Annotated in this window: 7 protein-coding genes; 1 reads left to right on the top strand and 6 read right to left on the bottom strand. The window is 67.1% G+C overall.

Annotated features, from left to right (window positions below; genetic code table 11):
- Position 1: 1 nt before the first annotated feature.
- Genes F5544_RS10730 through F5544_RS10720 form a run of 3 tightly spaced genes read right to left on the bottom strand, consistent with a single transcriptional unit; the run spans position 2 to position 4704 of the window.
- Positions 2-1201 carry a cytochrome P450 gene (locus F5544_RS10730; RefSeq protein ID WP_167473045.1) on the bottom strand — a complete coding sequence of 400 codons (1200 nt, stop codon included), beginning with the start codon at positions 1199-1201 and terminating at the stop codon, positions 2-4.
- Between the two features lie 33 nt (positions 1202-1234).
- Positions 1235-3499 carry a S9 family peptidase gene (locus F5544_RS10725; RefSeq protein WP_167473044.1) on the bottom strand — a complete coding sequence of 755 codons (2265 nt, stop codon included), beginning with the start codon at positions 3497-3499 and terminating at the stop codon, positions 1235-1237.
- Between the two features lie 14 nt (positions 3500-3513).
- A complete protein-coding gene (locus F5544_RS10720; protein ID WP_167473043.1) occupies positions 3514-4704 on the bottom strand; it encodes a cytochrome P450 in 1191 nt (396 codons plus the stop codon).
- 307 nt (positions 4705-5011) lie between these two features.
- Here F5544_RS10720 and F5544_RS10715 point away from each other — a divergent pair, with 307 nt between their 5' ends.
- Positions 5012-5920: a phytanoyl-CoA dioxygenase family protein gene (locus tag F5544_RS10715; RefSeq protein WP_167473042.1), complete on the top strand. Its 909-nt coding sequence runs from the start codon at positions 5012-5014 to the stop codon at positions 5918-5920.
- Positions 5921-5975: 55 nt separating this feature from the next.
- Here the strand turns inward: F5544_RS10715 and F5544_RS10710 are convergent, their stop codons facing one another.
- The 3 genes from F5544_RS10710 to F5544_RS10700 form a co-directional block, all read right to left on the bottom strand.
- The gene (locus F5544_RS10710; RefSeq protein ID WP_203217526.1) at positions 5976-7184 is read right to left on the bottom strand and encodes a cytochrome P450; all 1209 of its coding nucleotides are present in this window, start codon (positions 7182-7184) and stop codon (positions 5976-5978) included.
- 99 nt (positions 7185-7283) lie between these two features.
- Entirely contained in the window at positions 7284-7514 is a 231-nt protein-coding gene (locus F5544_RS10705) for an MbtH family protein (protein WP_167473041.1), read from the bottom strand.
- Entirely contained in the window at positions 7511-16417 is an 8907-nt protein-coding gene (locus F5544_RS10700) for a non-ribosomal peptide synthetase (protein ID WP_167473040.1), read from the bottom strand. The genes F5544_RS10705 and F5544_RS10700 overlap by 4 nt, the downstream gene beginning before the upstream one ends.
- Between the last annotated feature and the right edge of the window lies 1 nt (position 16418).

Below are 16418 nucleotides of genomic sequence, written 5' to 3'. Positions count from 1 at the left end.
ATCACGCCCGGTCCCATGCGACCGGCAGCCGGTGCACGCCGTACATGGCGCCGATGCGCAGCGGCACCTCCTCGGGCGCGACCGCGAGGCGCAAGGTCGGAAACCGTTGCAGCAGAGCCGGATACGCGACGCGCATTTCGACGCGGGCCAGTTGCTGGCCGAGGCACTGGTGGATGCCGTGCCCGAAGGCCAGGTGTCCGACGGCGCGCCGCTGGATGTCCAGCGCGTCGGGATCCGGGAAGCGTTCCGGGTCACGGTTGGCCGCGTGCAGCGAGAGCACCACCATGTCGCCCGGCTCGATCCGCTGCCCGTCCAGCTCGACGTCGTCCAGCGCCACCCGTGCGGAGAACCACTGAATGCTCAAGTAGCGCAACAGTTCCTCGACCACCGCGTCGGAATCGCCGTCGCCGCGGCGCAGCAGGGCGAGCTGATCGGGATGGGCGAGCAGCGCGAAGACGCCGAACGCGAGCATATTGGCGGTGGTGTCGAGGCCGGTGCCGAGCAGCAGCGTCCCGACGCCGGTGAGCTCCTCCTCGGTGAGATCGCTCGCCGCGACATCGCTGAGCAGATCGTCGGTCGGCGTGGCGCGCTTGGCCAGCACCAGCTCGTGCATGTATTTGTCCAGCCCGGTGGTGAGCTCGACGGTCTCCTCCGGGGTCACGTCCAGTTCGTTCAGCCGGGAAAGCCGGTGGAACAGCTCCTGTTCCTGATCGGGCACGCCGAGCAGCTCGCAGATCATCGCGGTGGGAATCGGGCGGGCGAACGCCTGCACCAGATCCACCGGCGGCTCCATACCGTCCATCGCGCCGAGACATTCGGCGGTGATCTGCTCCAGCCGGGCGGTGAGCTGGGCCATCCGGCGGACGGTGAACTTGCCCGTCAACAGTTTCCGGAAACGCGTGTGCTCCGGCGGATCGAAGGCGCTGAAATGCCCCGGCGGGGCCGCGGGCACCTCGACGCCCTCCGTGCCCGGAAATGGTGAGTGCATGAGCTCGTGCCGGACGCTGAAGCGCTGATCCCCGAGCACCGCGCGAACCAGGGCGTGACTGGTCACCAACCACCCGCCGTATCCGCCCGGCATCGCGAGCCTGCGCAGCGGCGTCCGCTCGCGCAGTTCGGCGAGCTCCGGCGGCGGATCGAACGGTCGGTCGGCAGCGCGCATGATCGGCAGCTGCACCGGCACGGACAGGGAATCGGTCATCTCGTTCGTTCCTTATCTGAAGGCGATCAGGGGTCAGCCGAACAGTTCGGCGACGGCGTCCATATCCATCGGGATCGGGGTGAGCCGATACCCGGCCGGCGGTTCGGCGCCCATCACGTTGCGGACCAGGAAGTCCCAGCGGCGCCGGTTGAGGTAGTGCTGATAGCCGGTGCCGAAATGGTCGGCGCCGGGCACGATGAGCAGTTCGAAATCGCGGTCCGCCCGCACCAGCGCCTCGGCCAGCCGCAGCGTCAGATCGGGTGAGACGCTGTCGTCCAGACCGCCGTGCACCAGCAGGAGTTTGCCGACGAGCCGGTCCGCGAATTCCGCATTGGCCGCCGCCGTATACGCATCGCCGAGCGGGCCGTTGTACATCTCGGCGATACCGAGGTCGACGTAGCGCATATCGTGCATGCCGGTCTCGGCGACGCCCGCCTTGAAGACATCCGGGAAGTCGAGCAGCGCCCGCGCGGCGGCGAAACCACCGGAGGATGTGCCGAACACCCCGACCCGGTCCAGGTCGAGCCACGGCCGGGTCGCGGCCAATTCACGCAGCGCCGCAACATGATCCGCGAGCCCGGCCGCGTCGGCCAACCGACCGTACGCGGCGTCGTGGAACGCCTTGCTCCGGCCCGGCGAACCGCGCCCGTCCACCGCGATCACCGCAAAGCCAAGCGCCGCAAGCACTTCCGCGTCGGTACCGTAATAGCCGGGATCGAAGCACGGGGCGACGCGGTTCGCGATCGGGAATCCGTATGGATGGTCGAGCACCGGGTAGCGCTTGTCCGGATCGAATCCGTGTGGGAGGTAAAGCATTCCGTCAATGTCGGTGGAGCCGTCGGCGGCGGTCGCCCGAAAACGCTGCGGCGGGGTCCATCCGGTCGCCACGAGCCGGGAGATATCGGCCCGTTCCAGTTCGACGCGCACGCCGCCGTCCCAGCCGCGCACCGTGTGCACCGGCGCGATGTCGGTGGTGGATGCCGAGTCGATGAAGTACGACCCGTCCGGCGAGACCGTCACCGCATGGTCGAGGTCGTCATCGGTCAGCCTGGTGAAATCCGAGCCGTCGAGGCCGACCCGGCACACCGTCCTGCGATAGGGGTCCGCCGCGATCAGGCCCGACGCGAGGAAGTAGACGACGTGCTCGTCGACGTGCAGTATCTGCTGCACCACCCACTCGCCGGAGGTCACCTGGTTGCGCAGCGCACCGTCCTCGATGCCGTAGCGGTACAGGTGCCCCCAGCCGTCGCGCTGGGAGAACCACAGCACCTCCGACCCGAGCACCTTGACGATGGGCGCCTGCGCGAATCGCTGCGCCGGTTCGATCCAGGTCGTCGCCGACTCGGACAGGATGGTGCGCACCTCGCCGGATACCGGGTCGAGCCGGTGCAGGCTCAGCTCCTTCGCGTACCGCGTCGTATTCAGGTAGTACACGGCCGAACCGTCGTCCGACCACCACGCCCACTGCCGGGCGATCGGTGAACTCATCGACATCGGGATCGGTTCGGCGAGAGCCGGAATCACCGTGCCAGCGGCGATATCCAGCACGACGAGTTCGGCCATCGGCTGATGTTCGTCACCGGGGATCGCGAAGCGCTGGGTGAGCAGTTCGGGTGCGCCGCCGCCCGCGGGCATGACCCGCGTCAGATGGGTTTCCCGGACGCCGCGCTGATCGGTCCGATGGGTGAGCACCCGGGTCGAATCGGGCGACCACGCGACCGACGGCGGCAGATGCGGCACCCCGAGCGAGGCCAGCAGCGTCGAGTACATGAAATAGTCCGGGTTGGAACCGTAGTCGCGTTCGCGGGTGCCGTCCTCGGTGAGCGCCCAGTCCGCGCCGCCGGTGAGCGAGCGGGCGCGCAGGTCGTATCCGGCGCGGAAGACCGCGATTTTGCCGTCGGGCGAGGCGACTTCGAGCAGGTTGACCGCCGGGCGGGCCTCGGCCGGTGCGCAGGTGTATTCGCCGAGCGCGCATCGCCAGTGCGTGCCGAACGCATCGAATTCGATTGCGTCCCCGGCTGTTTCGAATGCGGCGAACGGCAGCGCCGCGGCATCGACCGACTGCCCGGACGCGGCCGCGAGCGCCGCCGCGAGCCGCTCGTGGTCGAATGCGGGCCGCCGGACACCCTCGACCGGGTCGACGAGGATGAACTGCCGTCCTCGCTCGGTGTCCACCGTGTACCAGAAGCCGCCGTCGGCGGTCCAGCGCGGCCGCACCTTACCGCCGAGCACCAGCCCAGCCCGATTGTGCCGCAGCAGCTGCTCCGCCGTCCGGTAGGCGCTCGCGTCGAGTTCCATCCTGATTCCTCCGGTCAGTCGACGACGACGGGCAGTTTGGTCAGGCCGTTGAGGTTCGGGCTCGTCATGAACGTCGGCGTGCCGTCCGGGTCGACGCGCAGCCTCGGAAAGCGATCGAACAGCGCGTTCATCGCGATATATCCCTCGCGCCTGGCGAGCGCGGCGCCGATGCAGAAGTGCGCGCCGCGGCCGAAGGACAGGTGCGGATTCGGTTCGCGCGCCGGGTCGAAGGCGAAGGGGTCGGCGAAGACCTCGTCGTCGCGGTTGGCTGTCGGCGACCAGACCGCGACGAACTGGTCGGGTCCGATGGTGACGCCGCCGAGCTCGACCTCGGCATTGGTGACCCGCGCCATCATGGTGATCGGCGGGAAGTAGCGCAGCGTCTCCTCCAGCAGCGTCGGCATCAGGCTCCGATCGGAGCGGACCGCTCGGTCTGCTTCCGGATATGCGTCGAGACACAGCACGGTGCTGCCGATCAGCAGTGTCGTGGTGACATGCCCCGCCACCAGCAGCGCGTTCGCGAAGTTGACGATCTCGGGTTCGGTCAGCCGCTCACCGTCCACCTCGGCCTGGACGAGTTTGGTGAGCATGTCGTCGCGCGGGTTGGCCACCCGCTCTTTCACCAGCCCGCGCAGATAATCGGTGATGTGCTTGGCCTGCGCGAGCACATCGACGATCTCGCTGTCGTTCTCGTGGTCGACGAGGGACAGTTCCGTTGTCCCGCTGAGCATTCGGTCCACCCAGCCCTGGATCAGCACATGATCGTCCGCGGGCACCCCGAGCAGTTCGGTGATCACCGTGATCGGCAGCGGGTAGGCGAAATCGGTGATCAGATCGAATCCGCGCTCACCTTCGACCTTCGACAGCAGCGTGTCGACGATCGCGTGCACGCGCGGTTCCAGTTCGGCGATCGCCCGCGGGGTGAACGCGGCGGTGACCAGCTTGCGCAGCTTGGTATGCCGCGGCGGATCCAGCTGGGTGATGGCGCCCTCGTCGAATTCGCTCTGCTCCGGGATGAGGCGGCCGGTCCCCGACGAGAAGATCGCCGGATTGTTCAGCACCTGCAGCGCGTTGGCGTGCCCGTGCACATTCCAGATGCCGGTGCGCTCGTCCAGCTCGACCCGTTTCGGCGCCCGCCCCTGCTCACCGTAAATCCAGAAGAAGCGCTGTTCATCCAATTTCCATCGCTCAGCCAGTGCGGACATGGCCTCTCCCGTAATTCGCTGGTTATTTTCCCGCATGATGTTTCCGAGGTGGCGGAATGTCGACTGATTGTTTCAGATCCGCCGCGCCGGTGTCGATATGAACGGCCTTTCACAAATGTCCCGTCGCCAGGACATCGGGATGCCCGCAAGCACGCTTACCGCCCCTCCCACGACGGTAAAATTTCGATGGCGCAGCCGGTTCGTCCCCGGCCGACGATGCTCGCATTTTCCCGGAAGGCCAACCGGCGAGCCCATGGATCAGATCGGCGTACAAGAATGTTAGCCGAATAATCGAAGGGAATTCAGAATGCTCGACGCCGATACCCTCGTCCGGGAGTACGAAGAGAACGGATTCGCGATAATCCGCAATGTCCTGGACGCCGAGCTGATAAAAGAGGCGCAGGCGCATGTCGAATGGCTCGGCCGGCGTTATCCGCAGCTGCGGCCGGAAGAGTATCACCACCCCCTGATGCGCAACGACGCCTTTTGGGTGCGCCTGGTCACCGACGACCGGCTCGTTGACATCGCCGAATTATTCCTCGGGCCGGATCTGGCCTGCTTCACCGCGCACTACGTATGCAAACCACCTAAGGACGGCAGGCCGGTGCTGTGGCATCAGGACGGCGCCTATTGGAAATTGCGGCCGCTGGTCGCGCTGACCGTCTGGGTGGCCATCGACCCGTCCAATACGAGCAACGGGTGCCTGCGCATCGTGCCGGGCAGCCACCGGGTGCCGATCATTCCGCCGGAATCGCGCACCGACACCCCCAATATGCTCTATTCGCAGACCAGCCAGGAGTTGGTCGACGAATGGGTGGCCAAGGCGGGCATCGTCGATATCGAGCTCGCACCCGGTGACGTATCCATCCACCACCCGAATATCCTGCACTATTCCGAACCCAATGCCTCGGACAATCGGCGCTGCGGCCTGGACATCGGCTATATCGCGACCTCGACGACGGTGGCGAACGAAGGTCTCTACCTGGACCCGATCCTGGTGCGCGGCAAGCGCGGAACGGCGACCAACAATTATCGCAATTACCCGGCCTATTCCGCCGAGGAGACCATTCCGTTCCGTGGGCACGACGCATGGAACGATCGCATCGCGCAGCTCAACGCGCGCAACGGATTCACCGCGCCCGCGCTGGGGGAAACGCCGCTGCAAACCACGCACCGGATGGTTCAGCGGCTGCAAGAAGGAACGGTCAGCAGGTAACCGACACCGGAAAGAGCGAGTCCTCTTGGCGAGGACTCGCTCTTTTCGTAGCGGGTTAGGCCGTGCGCAGCGGCAGGGTCTGCACGCCGGTCATACCGGGATTCGGGATGAACGTCGGCGGGTTGTCCGGATCGGTGCGCAGCACCGGGTAGCGGTCGAGCAGCACGTTCAGCGCGACCTTCGCCTCCAGCCGGGACAGCGGGCCGCCGAGGCAGAAGTGCAGGCCGCGGCCGAAGGTCAGATGCGGATTCGGATCCCTGGTCGGGTCGAAGACGTGCGGGTCGGCGAATCTGCGCTCGTCCCGGTTCGCCGCGCCGAGACCGAGCATGATCATCTGATCCTTCGGCACCACCCGGCCCGCGATCTCCACCTCGGCGAGGGTGGATCGCGCGACCGCGGGCAGCGGGCTGACCAGGCGCATCGTCTCCTCGACGAATGGCGGCAGCAGCGAGCGGTCCGTACGCACCCGCGCGGTCCAGTCCGGCTCGGCGTCCATGCACAGCACGGTGTTGCCGAGCATCATCGTGGTGGTGATATGCCCGACCAGCAGCAGCATGACCGCGAAATTCACCAGTTCGGTATCGGTGAGCCGCTCGCCGTCGATCTCGGCCGCGACGAGTTGGCTCAGCAAATCCTCGCGGGGCGCCCGCTTGCGCTCGTTCGCGTGCTCGAGCATGTAGGCGAACATCGGCTGCACCTTGTCGATGAGCCGTTCACCCTCCGGCGGGCGCTCCTCGTCCTGATTGGCCAGCGAGAGCTGATAGGTGTTTTCCAGCAGGATCGTGGCCCAGTCACGGAAAAGGTCGCGGTCGGAGCCCGGGATGCCGAGCAATTCGGCGATCACGATCACCGGCAGCGGATACGCGAGCGCGGTGACCAGCTCGATTTCGTCCCGGCCCGCGACGGCGTCGAGCAGTTCGACGGTGACCTCGCGAATGCGCGGCTCCAGATCGGCCACGATTTTCGGGGTGAACGCCTTGGTGACCAGCGCACGCAGTTTGCGATGTTCCTCGCCGTCCAGCTGGATGAGGTTCCCCTCCTTGTGTTCCTGGACATCCGGCGAACTGAACAGGCGCTTGATATCGGACGAGAAATTCACCGTATCGCCGAAAATTCGCACGATATCATCGTATCCGTAGACGTCCCAGCGGCCGAACGCCTCATCGAAACGAATCGGCTCGGCCGGCGGTTGGCCGTGCATCCAGAAATGGTCGGGCTGGATTTTCCAGCAATCGGCCATATCGACCATCGGATAGTTTGTCATCGAAATACCCCTTCGAAGAGCTGAACCGCAAAGTCAACGATATTCAGCGATTTTCGCCCGGCACAAGGACGCTGTCTCGTCGACAGGACAGCCGCGGCATTATGCGGTGCCCGCGGCGTCCGCGGCCATCGCGTCGCGCAGACTTTTCGGACGCATATCCGTCCAGGTCCGCTCGATGTGCTCCAGGCAGCGCTGCCTGGTCTCCGGGCCGAGCGCCACCCGCCAGCCCGCGGGCACATCGGCGAACGTCGGCCACAGCGAGTACTGCTCCTCCGCGTTGATCAAGACGAAGAACTCGCCGTCCTCGTCGTCGAACGGGTTGGTGCTCATATCTCCTCCTGAATTCGGATATCGGTGAACGCACGGGCGATCTCGGCGCAGATGATCGCCGCGTATTTCGGCTGGGACATCTCGCGGTGATCGCATTCGATGTTGTGCACGCAGATTTCGCCGAGCACATAGGGCCGCCATTGTTCGGGAAAGTGGTGATCGTTGACCACCGCGTTGAAGAACAGCACATCACCGTCGAAAACCGGGGTGTGCGAAGAGAATTCGTCGAGCAGCACCGCCTGCTCCCTGGTGAGCACGGCGATGGTGCGCAGCAGCTCCTCGAATTCCCTTTCGTCCTCGGACAATCCGAGATAGTCCCGGACCATCTGCCGGTTCCCCTCGTCCCGCACCACCTCGTCATCGGAAATGCTCGCCGCGGCGCCGTGCCCGGCATGGGTGGAGGCGTCCATCATCACCAGCAGGTCCACCCGGTGTCCGCGGCGGCGCAGTTCGACGGCCATCGCATGGGCGTACGCGCCGCCGGCCGACCAGCCCATCAGGTGATACGGCCCATCGGGCTGGCAGGCCAGCACGTGCCCGACGTACTCGTCCACCATCTCCTCCACCGAGGTCGATTTCGGCCGGGTCCGGTCGTATTCGCGCGCCTGGATGCCGTAGAGCTGCCGGTCGGGCAGATAGTTGACGAAGGCCAGATACGGCCAGCAGAGCCCGCCGCCGCCCCGGATCATCCACAGCGGCGGCCACTGCCCATCGGTCCTGATCGGCAGCACCGGCGCGAAAGGATCCTCCGAATCGCCTGCGCCGGAACGGATTTCGGCCGCCAGATCGGCGACGATGGAATGCTGGAACACCGTGCGCACCGGCACCGGGATACCCAGCTTCGCCTTGATCCTGCTGGCCAGCCTGATGGCCAGCAACGAGTGACCGCCGAGGTCGAAGAAATCGTCATCGATGCCGACGCGGTCCACCCCGAGCAGCTCGCCGAACAGCGCGGCCAGCGCCGCCTCGTCGGCGGTGCGCGGCGGCCGGTATTCGGCGGCCGTGAACTCCGGATCCGGCAGCGCGGCCCGGTCCAACTTCCGATTCGGCGCCAGCGGCAGCCGGTCGAGCGGCACCACCGCCGACGGCACCATGAAGGCGGGCAGCCGCGTGGCCAGGTAAGCCCGCAGGTCGTCAGGCTGGTCCGCGACCACATAGGCGACCAGTCGCGTGCCCGCCGCGCCGTCGCGGGCGACCACCGCGGCCTGGGTGACGGCGGGATGCTCCAGCAGGGCGGCCTCGACCTCGCCGGGTTCGATACGGAATCCGCGCACCTTCACCTGACTATCCGCTCGTCCACGGAAAACCAACTGCCGCAACGGATTCCACGCGGCCAGATCGCCGGTGCGGTACATCCGCTCGCCCGGGTCGAACGGCGAGGCGACGAATCGTTCCGCGGTGCGGCCGGGCCTGCCGAGATATCCGCGCGCCAAGCCGATGCCCGCGACATACAGCTCGCCGACGACACCCGGTGGAACCGGCCGCAATCCGGCGTCGAGCAGATAGACCCGCATGTTGTCCATGGGCAGGCCGATCGGCAACTCGGCGGCTCGCGGTTCCTCGGTCACCGGATGACGGGTGGCCAGCACGGTAACCTCACTCGGGCCATACAAATTGACGACAGTCAGACCAGGATTCGCCGCGATGGCGCGAGCCACCGCGGCCGGTGCGACCACATCGGCACCCACCCACACCTCGCGCAACCCGGCCAGACAGCCGGGATCCTGTTCGACCAACACCGCGAAGAACCCGGCCATCAGGAACACCGCGCTCAACCGATGACGAACCACCAAGTCGGCCAACCCATTCGCATCCAACTCCGCCTGCGGCGCGACAACAACCCGCCCACCGCCGAGCAACGGAATCCACAACTCCAACGCCGACGCATCGAACGAATGCGGCGAATGCAACAGCACCGCCTCATGCGCCCCCCGCCAACGCCGATCCACCGCCATCCCGACCACATCCCGGTGCGTCACCGCAACACCCTTGGGGACGCCGGTCGAGCCGGAGGTGTACACGACGTACGCCATCTGGTCACCGTCGATCCGCGGCGGCACGAATCCGTCTGTCGCCGTGCGGGGTTCGTCACCGGCCGACGACGATACGAACTCACCCGCCACCGCGCGGACTCCATCACCGATAGACGGCGACACGGATCCACCTGCCGCCCGCGCGAGATCACCGCCCATCGGCAGCTTGAATTCACCTGTTGCCGTGCGGGATTCGTCACCGGTCGATGGCGATACGGCTTCACCTGCCACCCCGCGAACTTCATCACCGGCCGACGACGAAACGGAGCCACCTACCGACCGCGCAAGGTCATCGCCCGTCGGCGGCTTCAATTCGCCTGTTGCCGCCCGGAGTTCATCACCGGTCAACGGCGATGCGCACTCACCCACCACCGCGCGGACTTCGTCACCGTCCGACGGTGACGCAAACTCACCTGCCACCGCCCGGAGATCATCACCGGCCGACGGCGACGCGAATTCACCTGCCCGCGCGAGTTCATCGCCCATCGGCGGCTTCAATTCGCCTGTTGCCGTGCGGAGTTCATCGATGACTACCCGCGGGCGGCCATCCGAGGCTGGTCGCTCGGCGAAGTCGGCGGTGCACAGCACCAGCAGCGGCTGGGCGTCGCGCAGCATGAATTCCACCCGCTCGGCCGGGTAGCCCAGGTCGATGGGCAGGTATGCACCACCGGACCGCAGCACGGCCAGCAGGGCGAGCACGAGATCGATCGATCTCGGTAGCGCGACCGCGACTATCGACTCCGGGCCGACGCCGAATTCCGTTAGCGTGCAGGCTATCTGGTTTGCCGCGTGGTCGAGGTCGCGGTAGGTCAGTGACGTGGCGCCGTCGGTGACCGCGATCGCGTCCGGAACCGTGTCGACCTGTTTCTGGAACAGTGCGGAGATGGTGTCGAGCGGGAGCGGGGCGGTCGTCTCGTTGGGTTCGCGGACGAATCGGTCGAATTCGCCGGGTTCGAAGACGTCGAACGCGCCCGTCCGTGCCGCCGGATCGGCGACCGCCTGTTCCAGTACCCGCTGGAATCGGTTGGCCAGCTTGGTAACTGTGTCTCGGTCGAAGAGGTCGGCATCGAATTCGACGTAGCCCGCCGCGCCGCGACCGGGGTCGGGAGCCAGGTTGAAGAAGAGGTCGAACTTCGGCGCGCCGGTGTCGGGGACCGGCTCGATGGTCGCGGCCAGCCCGGGGAGGCGCAGTTCGGCGGCCGGGCTGTTCTGCCAGGCCAGCACCACCTGACAGAGCGGGTGGTGGCCTGCGGCGCGGTTCGGGTTGAGGACGCCGACGAGGTGGTCGAACGGCACGTCCTGGTTGTCGTATGCCGTCAGCGCCCGGTCTCGCACCTGGTCGAGCACCTGCTCGAACGACGGGTCGCCGTTCAGACGCACGCGCAGCACCCAGATGTTGACGAACAGGCCGATGAGGTCGGTGAGCGCATGGTCGACCCGGCCCGCCTGCGGTGCGCCGATCGTGATGTCGGCGCCGCCGCCCATCCGGTGCAGCAGCACGGCGAGCGCGGCCTGCAATGTCATCGAGACCGTCATCCTGCGGTCGCGGGACAGCTCCTCGACGCGGGCCAGCAGGGCCGGGTCGATGGTGAATTCGACCTTGTCGGCGCGCAGGCCGCCGGTCGCGCGCCGGGGCCGGTCCAGCGGCAGCGGCAGCGGCTCCGGGACCCCGGCCAGTTCCCGCCGCCAATGCTCGACTTGGTTGGCCAGCAGGCTATCCGGATCGGACGCGTCGCCGAGCATCGATCGCTGCCAGATGGCGTAGTCCGCGTACTGCACCGCCAACGGCTGCCAGGCGGGCGAGCGGCCCTGCTCGCGCGCGCTGTACGCCAGTGCGAGATCGCGCACCAGCGGGGCCGCGGAACTGCCGTCGCCCGCCACGTGGTGTAGCACGAGAGCCAGCACATTGTCGTCGTCCGCGATTCGAAACACCTTGGCGCGCAGGGGAATTTCGCTGGCCAGGTCGAAACGGTGAGTGGCCGCGGCGGCCATGGCGGCGGGCAGATCCGGCGGGGCGATATCGCGGACCTCGATGGCGGAGCGCACCTGCTCGGGTGGCAGCACCCGCTGGTACGGCAGGCCGTCCTCGTCCTCGGCGATGATCGTGCGCAGGCTCTCGTGCCTTGCGAGCACATCGTGCAGCGCCGAGCGCAGCGCGGCCACATCGAGCGCGCCGCGCAGCCGCAGCATGGTCGGCATGTTGTAGGTGGTCGAGGAATCCTCGAAGCGGTGCAGGAACCAGACTCGCTGCTGAGCGAAGGAGAGCGGCACCCGCTCGGGGCGGGCCTGCGGGATCAGCGGCGGCCGGGTCCGCTGCCCGGTGTCCATGACGGCGGCCAGTTCGGCGACGGTGCTCGCCTCGAAAACGGTGCGCACCGGCACCTCGACACCCAGTTCCGCCCGGATCAGGCCGACCAGCCGGATCGCCAGCAGGGAATGCCCGCCGATGGCGAAGAAGTCGTCGTCGACGCCGACCCGGCTCAGGCCGAGTACCTCGGCGAACAGCCCGGCCAGGATGCCCTCCTGCGGGGTGCTCGCACCCCGCCCACCGGCCGCGTAATCCGGTGCGGGCAGCGCACGGCGATCCAGTTTTCCGTTGGGCGTCAACGGAATCGAGCCGATGGCGACGACGGCCGACGGCACCATGTATTCGGGCAGTCGCTCGGCGAGGTAGCCGCGCAGGGCGGACAGCATCGGCCCGACCTCGCGGATACTCGCCGGATTGTTGGACAGCGTCAGGTCGGTTCGCGCGCCGGGGCGATAGCAGTCGGTCAGTGGATACGAATCACGCACCGCGCCAAGGGTTTCCAGCCGGAGCACGGCGTCGAATTCGGCGGCGGCAGCCGACCAGGTGACGAGCGAATCCCAGCCGAGCGCCGCCGCCCGATCGCGCAGCTCCTGCGGGTCGATACCGGACGGGACGAGGCGAGCATTCGGAATTCCGGCGATCCGCGCTGCGCCGACGCGTCGGCAGAACTCCTCGGCACCGGTCAGATCGTGGACGTCTGCGCCCCAGACCGCCGTCGGCAGGCCCCGCAGCGAAACCGGCTGGATCGGGGCTTTGTGCAGGACTACCTCGTAGCGATGCTGGGTCAGCTCGTTGCGCGCCGAACCACCCTTCAACCGAATGTCGACACCGGCGGCGTTGCGGGCGGCCCAGCGGGTGAACCACTCCGGATCGAGTACCAACTCCTTCTCCATGAAGACGGCGTGCTCGACAGCGGCCCGCACCGCGGATTCGGCGGCGCTCGGATACCGCGTCCGGTAGACGGCGGTGTGCAGCAGTCGCAGCGTGCGGGCATTGCGCACATCGCCGACGAAAATGCGGCCGCCGGGAGCCAGCAACTCCATCGCCGCGGTCAGGGTTTTGTCGAGATAGTCGTCCGTCGGGAAGTATTGGACCACCGAGTTCAGTACGACGGTGTCGAAAGCGCCCGCGGGCAGATCGGCGAGCTCGTCGGCCGCTCGACAATGCAGTCGAACCCTATCGGCCCAGCCCGCCTCGGTCACCTGGGCCCGCAGCCGCTCGATCGCCTTCGCGGAGAAATCGGTTCCCCAGTATTCGTCGACATGCGAAACCAGTTGTGCGAGTAGCAATCCGGATCCGACACCGATCTCCAACACCCGGCATCGCGCATCCGTCTCGCCCGCCTTGCGCGGCAGCGTGGACAGCACTCGCTCGACGGCGGCGGCACGCCACTCCCGCATTTCCGCGAGCGGGATGGGTTTGTCGGTATAGCTGGAGTTCCAGCCGGCGAAGTCCTCGCCGAATTCGGCGGGCCGCGCGGTGTACATGCGCTCGTAGACCTCGCGCCATTCGTGCACCTGCTCGGCGGAGGAGCCGCCGGACAGATCCGGCACCACGTAGGCGACCAGACTGTCCTCGCCCGCCACCACCACCGCCTGCGCGACGGCTGGATGTTCGGTCAGCGCGGCCGCCACCTCCCCCGGCTCTATCCGGAAGCCCCTGACCTTCACCTGATCGTCCACCCGGCCGTGAAAATCCAGTTCACCGGCCGAATTCCAGGAAACCAGGTCGCCGGTGCGGTACATCCGTTCATCGGCGGCGAAGGGGCAGGCCACGAATCGGGCCGCGCTCAGGCCGGGGCGCCGCAGGTATCCGCGCGCCAAACCCGTTCCCGCTACATATAATTCACCGACCACGCCCGGCGGGACCGGCCGCAGTCGCTCGTCGAGCACGTAGACCCGCATATTGTCCATCGGCGCGCCGATCGGCACACTCGGGCCGACGGATTCGCCCACCCGGTGGCATGTAGCGAAAACCGTTGTCTCCGTTGGCCCGTAGCCGTTGACCACGGCAAGACCGGGACATGCCGCAAGCACCTTTGCGACGGCGCTGGGCGAGACAACGTCACCGCCGACCCACACCTCGCGCGCCCCGGCCAAACAACCAGGATCCTGATCGACGACGGCGGCGAACAGCCCCGCGGTCAACCACAGCGCGGTCAGCCGCTTACCGGTGACCAGCGCGGAAAGCGCGGCCGCGTCGAAAGATCCGGCCGGTGCGACGACCAGCCGCCCCCCACCCAACAGCGGAACCCACAGCTCGAAGGTCGACGAATCGAAAACATGCGGCGAATGCAGCAACACCCGTTCGTGCGCACCAACGCGATACCGGTGATCCGCCGCCAGGCTCACCACGTTCCGATGCGTCACCGCAATACCTTTGGGCACCCCCGTCGAGCCGGAGGTGTACATGACGTATGCGAGCCGATCGCCGCCGGTAGAATCCGCTGAAGGCTTTGTGGCGGTGTGTGATTCGCCGATTCGCACCGATGGCGATCCAACCCGCCGAGCCGAACTCCCATCCTCGACGACAGCGCGGGAAAACCGCTCGTCACCAATACGGTCCGGCGGCACCGCTCCAGCTCCATGCAGCTCGCCAATTTCCCTCGGCGACAACCCATCCGACGAGGCTTCGGAGTCGGTGATGCGGGAAGGCCGATCGCCACCAACACGGTCCGGCGGCGGCACCGCTCCGTCTCCAGAAGACTCGCCGATCCCCCTCGGCGACAACCCATCCGACAGGGCCTCGGCGCCGGTAATGCGGGAAAGCCGTTCGTCACCAATTGAATTCGGAGGTGGCGTGGAGGCGGCATGCAGATCATCGATCCGCAACGGCGGCAAACCATCTGGTGGCGTGAAGGTCCCGTCCGTGATTACTACGGCGGGCGCGGCGTCGCGCAGCATGAACGCCACTCGGTCCGGCGGATAGTTGAGATCAATAGGCAGGTAAGCGCCGCCAGCTTTCAGTATTGCTAGAAAGGCGATTATGAGGTCGGGTGAGCGCGGTAGGGCGACGGCTACCAGTGTTTCCGGGCCGACGCCGTGGCGGACGAGTTCGGCCGCCATGGCATCCGAGCGATGGTCTAGGTCTCGATAGCTCAGGATCGTGTCGGCGGATTCCACCGCGACGGCGTCCGGGTCCGCGGCGGCCCGGCGGGCGAACGCCTCGTGAATCGACAGGTCCGGCGCCGGGGTCGCGGTGTCGTTCAGTGCGTAGAGCAACCAGTCCGCCTCGCCCGGTCGCAGCACGTCGATCGCGCCGACCGGGTCGTGTGGTGCGGCGACGATACGGCGGAGCACCCCGCACAGCCGCATCCCGATCAGCTCGACGGTCGCTCGGTCGAAAAGGTCTGTGGCGTACTCGATTACGCCGCGCACGCCCTGGCCCGATTCATCCGGGCCGAGGTTGAAGAACAGGTCGAATTTCGCGGTGCTGGTGGCGAACAGCTGGGGGGTGATCACCAGATCCGGCAGCTCGAGATCGAGCCGCGCGAAGTTCTGCCACGCGAACATGACCTGGAAGAACGGGTGGTAGGCCAGCGAGCGGTCCGGGTTGAGCAATTCGACGAGCCGCTCGAACGGCGCGTCCTGATTCTCGTACGCGGCGAGCGCCTTCTCGCGCACCTGCCGCAGCACCCGGTCGAACGACGGGTTCCCGGCCAGCGCGACCCGCAAAACCCAAGTGTTGACGAAGAATCCGACCATATCGGTGAGCGCCTCGTCGGTGCGGCCCGCGATCGGCGAACCCATCGCCAGATCGTCGCCGGCGCCGAGCCGGTGCAGCAGCACGGCGACGGCGGCCTGGAACACCATGGATACCGTTACGTCGTTGGCGCGGGCCAGTTCTCGCAGAGCCGCGAACAGCTCGGGTTCGATGATCAGGTCGACGGCCCCGCCGCCGTTGCCCATGATCGCGGGCCGCGGCCGGTCCACCGGCAACCGAATCGGCTGCGGAATGCCCGCCAACTCCTGCCGCCAGTAGGCGACCTGAGTGGCGAGCAGGCTGTCGGCATCGGATTCGCTGCCGAGCAGTTCCTGCTGCCACAGCGTGTAGTCGACGTACCGGACCGGCAGCGGAGTCCAGTCGGGCGTCTCGCCCGCGCGCCGCGCCTCGTATGCGGTCGCCAGATCGCGCAGAAACGGCACCACCGAACCGCCGTCCGCGCAGATGTGGTGAATCATCAGCACCAGCACGTGCTCGGTCACCGAACAGCGCAGCACCCGCGCGCGGATCGGGATCTCCGCGGCCAGGGTGAACGGGCGGCCGTACAGTTCGGCGACGACCGCGTCGACCTCGGCGGCCGGTACCGACTTCATGGATACGTCCAGCACCACGTCTTCGCCCGGCAACACCCGCTGCATCGGGGTGCCCGCATCGTCCTCGACAATCAGCGTGCGCAGGCTGTCGTGCCGGGCGACCACGTCACCGATCGCCACCACCAGCGCGTCGACGTCGAGCGTGCCGCGCAGCCAGAACACCGCGGGAATGTTGTATGTCGCCGATGGCCCGGTGAAGCGGTACAGAAACCACAGGCGCCGCTGCGCGAAAGATAACGGGACCATG

Source organism: Nocardia arthritidis, assembly GCF_011801145.1.
Taxonomy (GTDB): Bacteria; Actinomycetota; Actinomycetes; order Mycobacteriales; family Mycobacteriaceae; genus Nocardia; species Nocardia arthritidis_A.
This window is presented reverse-complemented; position numbering and strand designations above follow the sequence as displayed.

Excerpts from the sequence above, each read along its gene's own strand:
- F5544_RS10730 (WP_167473045.1), bottom strand. The coding sequence starts at position 1,201 with ATGACCGATTCCCTGTCCGTGCCGGTGCAGCTGCCGATCATGCGCGCT.
- F5544_RS10725 (WP_167473044.1), bottom strand. The coding sequence starts at position 3,499 with ATGGAACTCGACGCGAGCGCCTACCGGACGGCGGAGCAGCTGCTGCGG.
- F5544_RS10720 (WP_167473043.1), bottom strand. The coding sequence starts at position 4,704 with ATGTCCGCACTGGCTGAGCGATGGAAATTGGATGAACAGCGCTTCTTC.
- F5544_RS10715 (WP_167473042.1), top strand. The coding sequence starts at position 5,012 with ATGCTCGACGCCGATACCCTCGTCCGGGAGTACGAAGAGAACGGATTC.
- F5544_RS10710 (WP_203217526.1), bottom strand. The coding sequence starts at position 7,184 with ATGACAAACTATCCGATGGTCGATATGGCCGATTGCTGGAAAATCCAG.
- F5544_RS10705 (WP_167473041.1), bottom strand. The coding sequence starts at position 7,514 with ATGAGCACCAACCCGTTCGACGACGAGGACGGCGAGTTCTTCGTCTTG.
- F5544_RS10700 (WP_167473040.1), bottom strand. The coding sequence starts at position 16,417 with ATGGTCCCGTTATCTTTCGCGCAGCGGCGCCTGTGGTTTCTGTACCGC.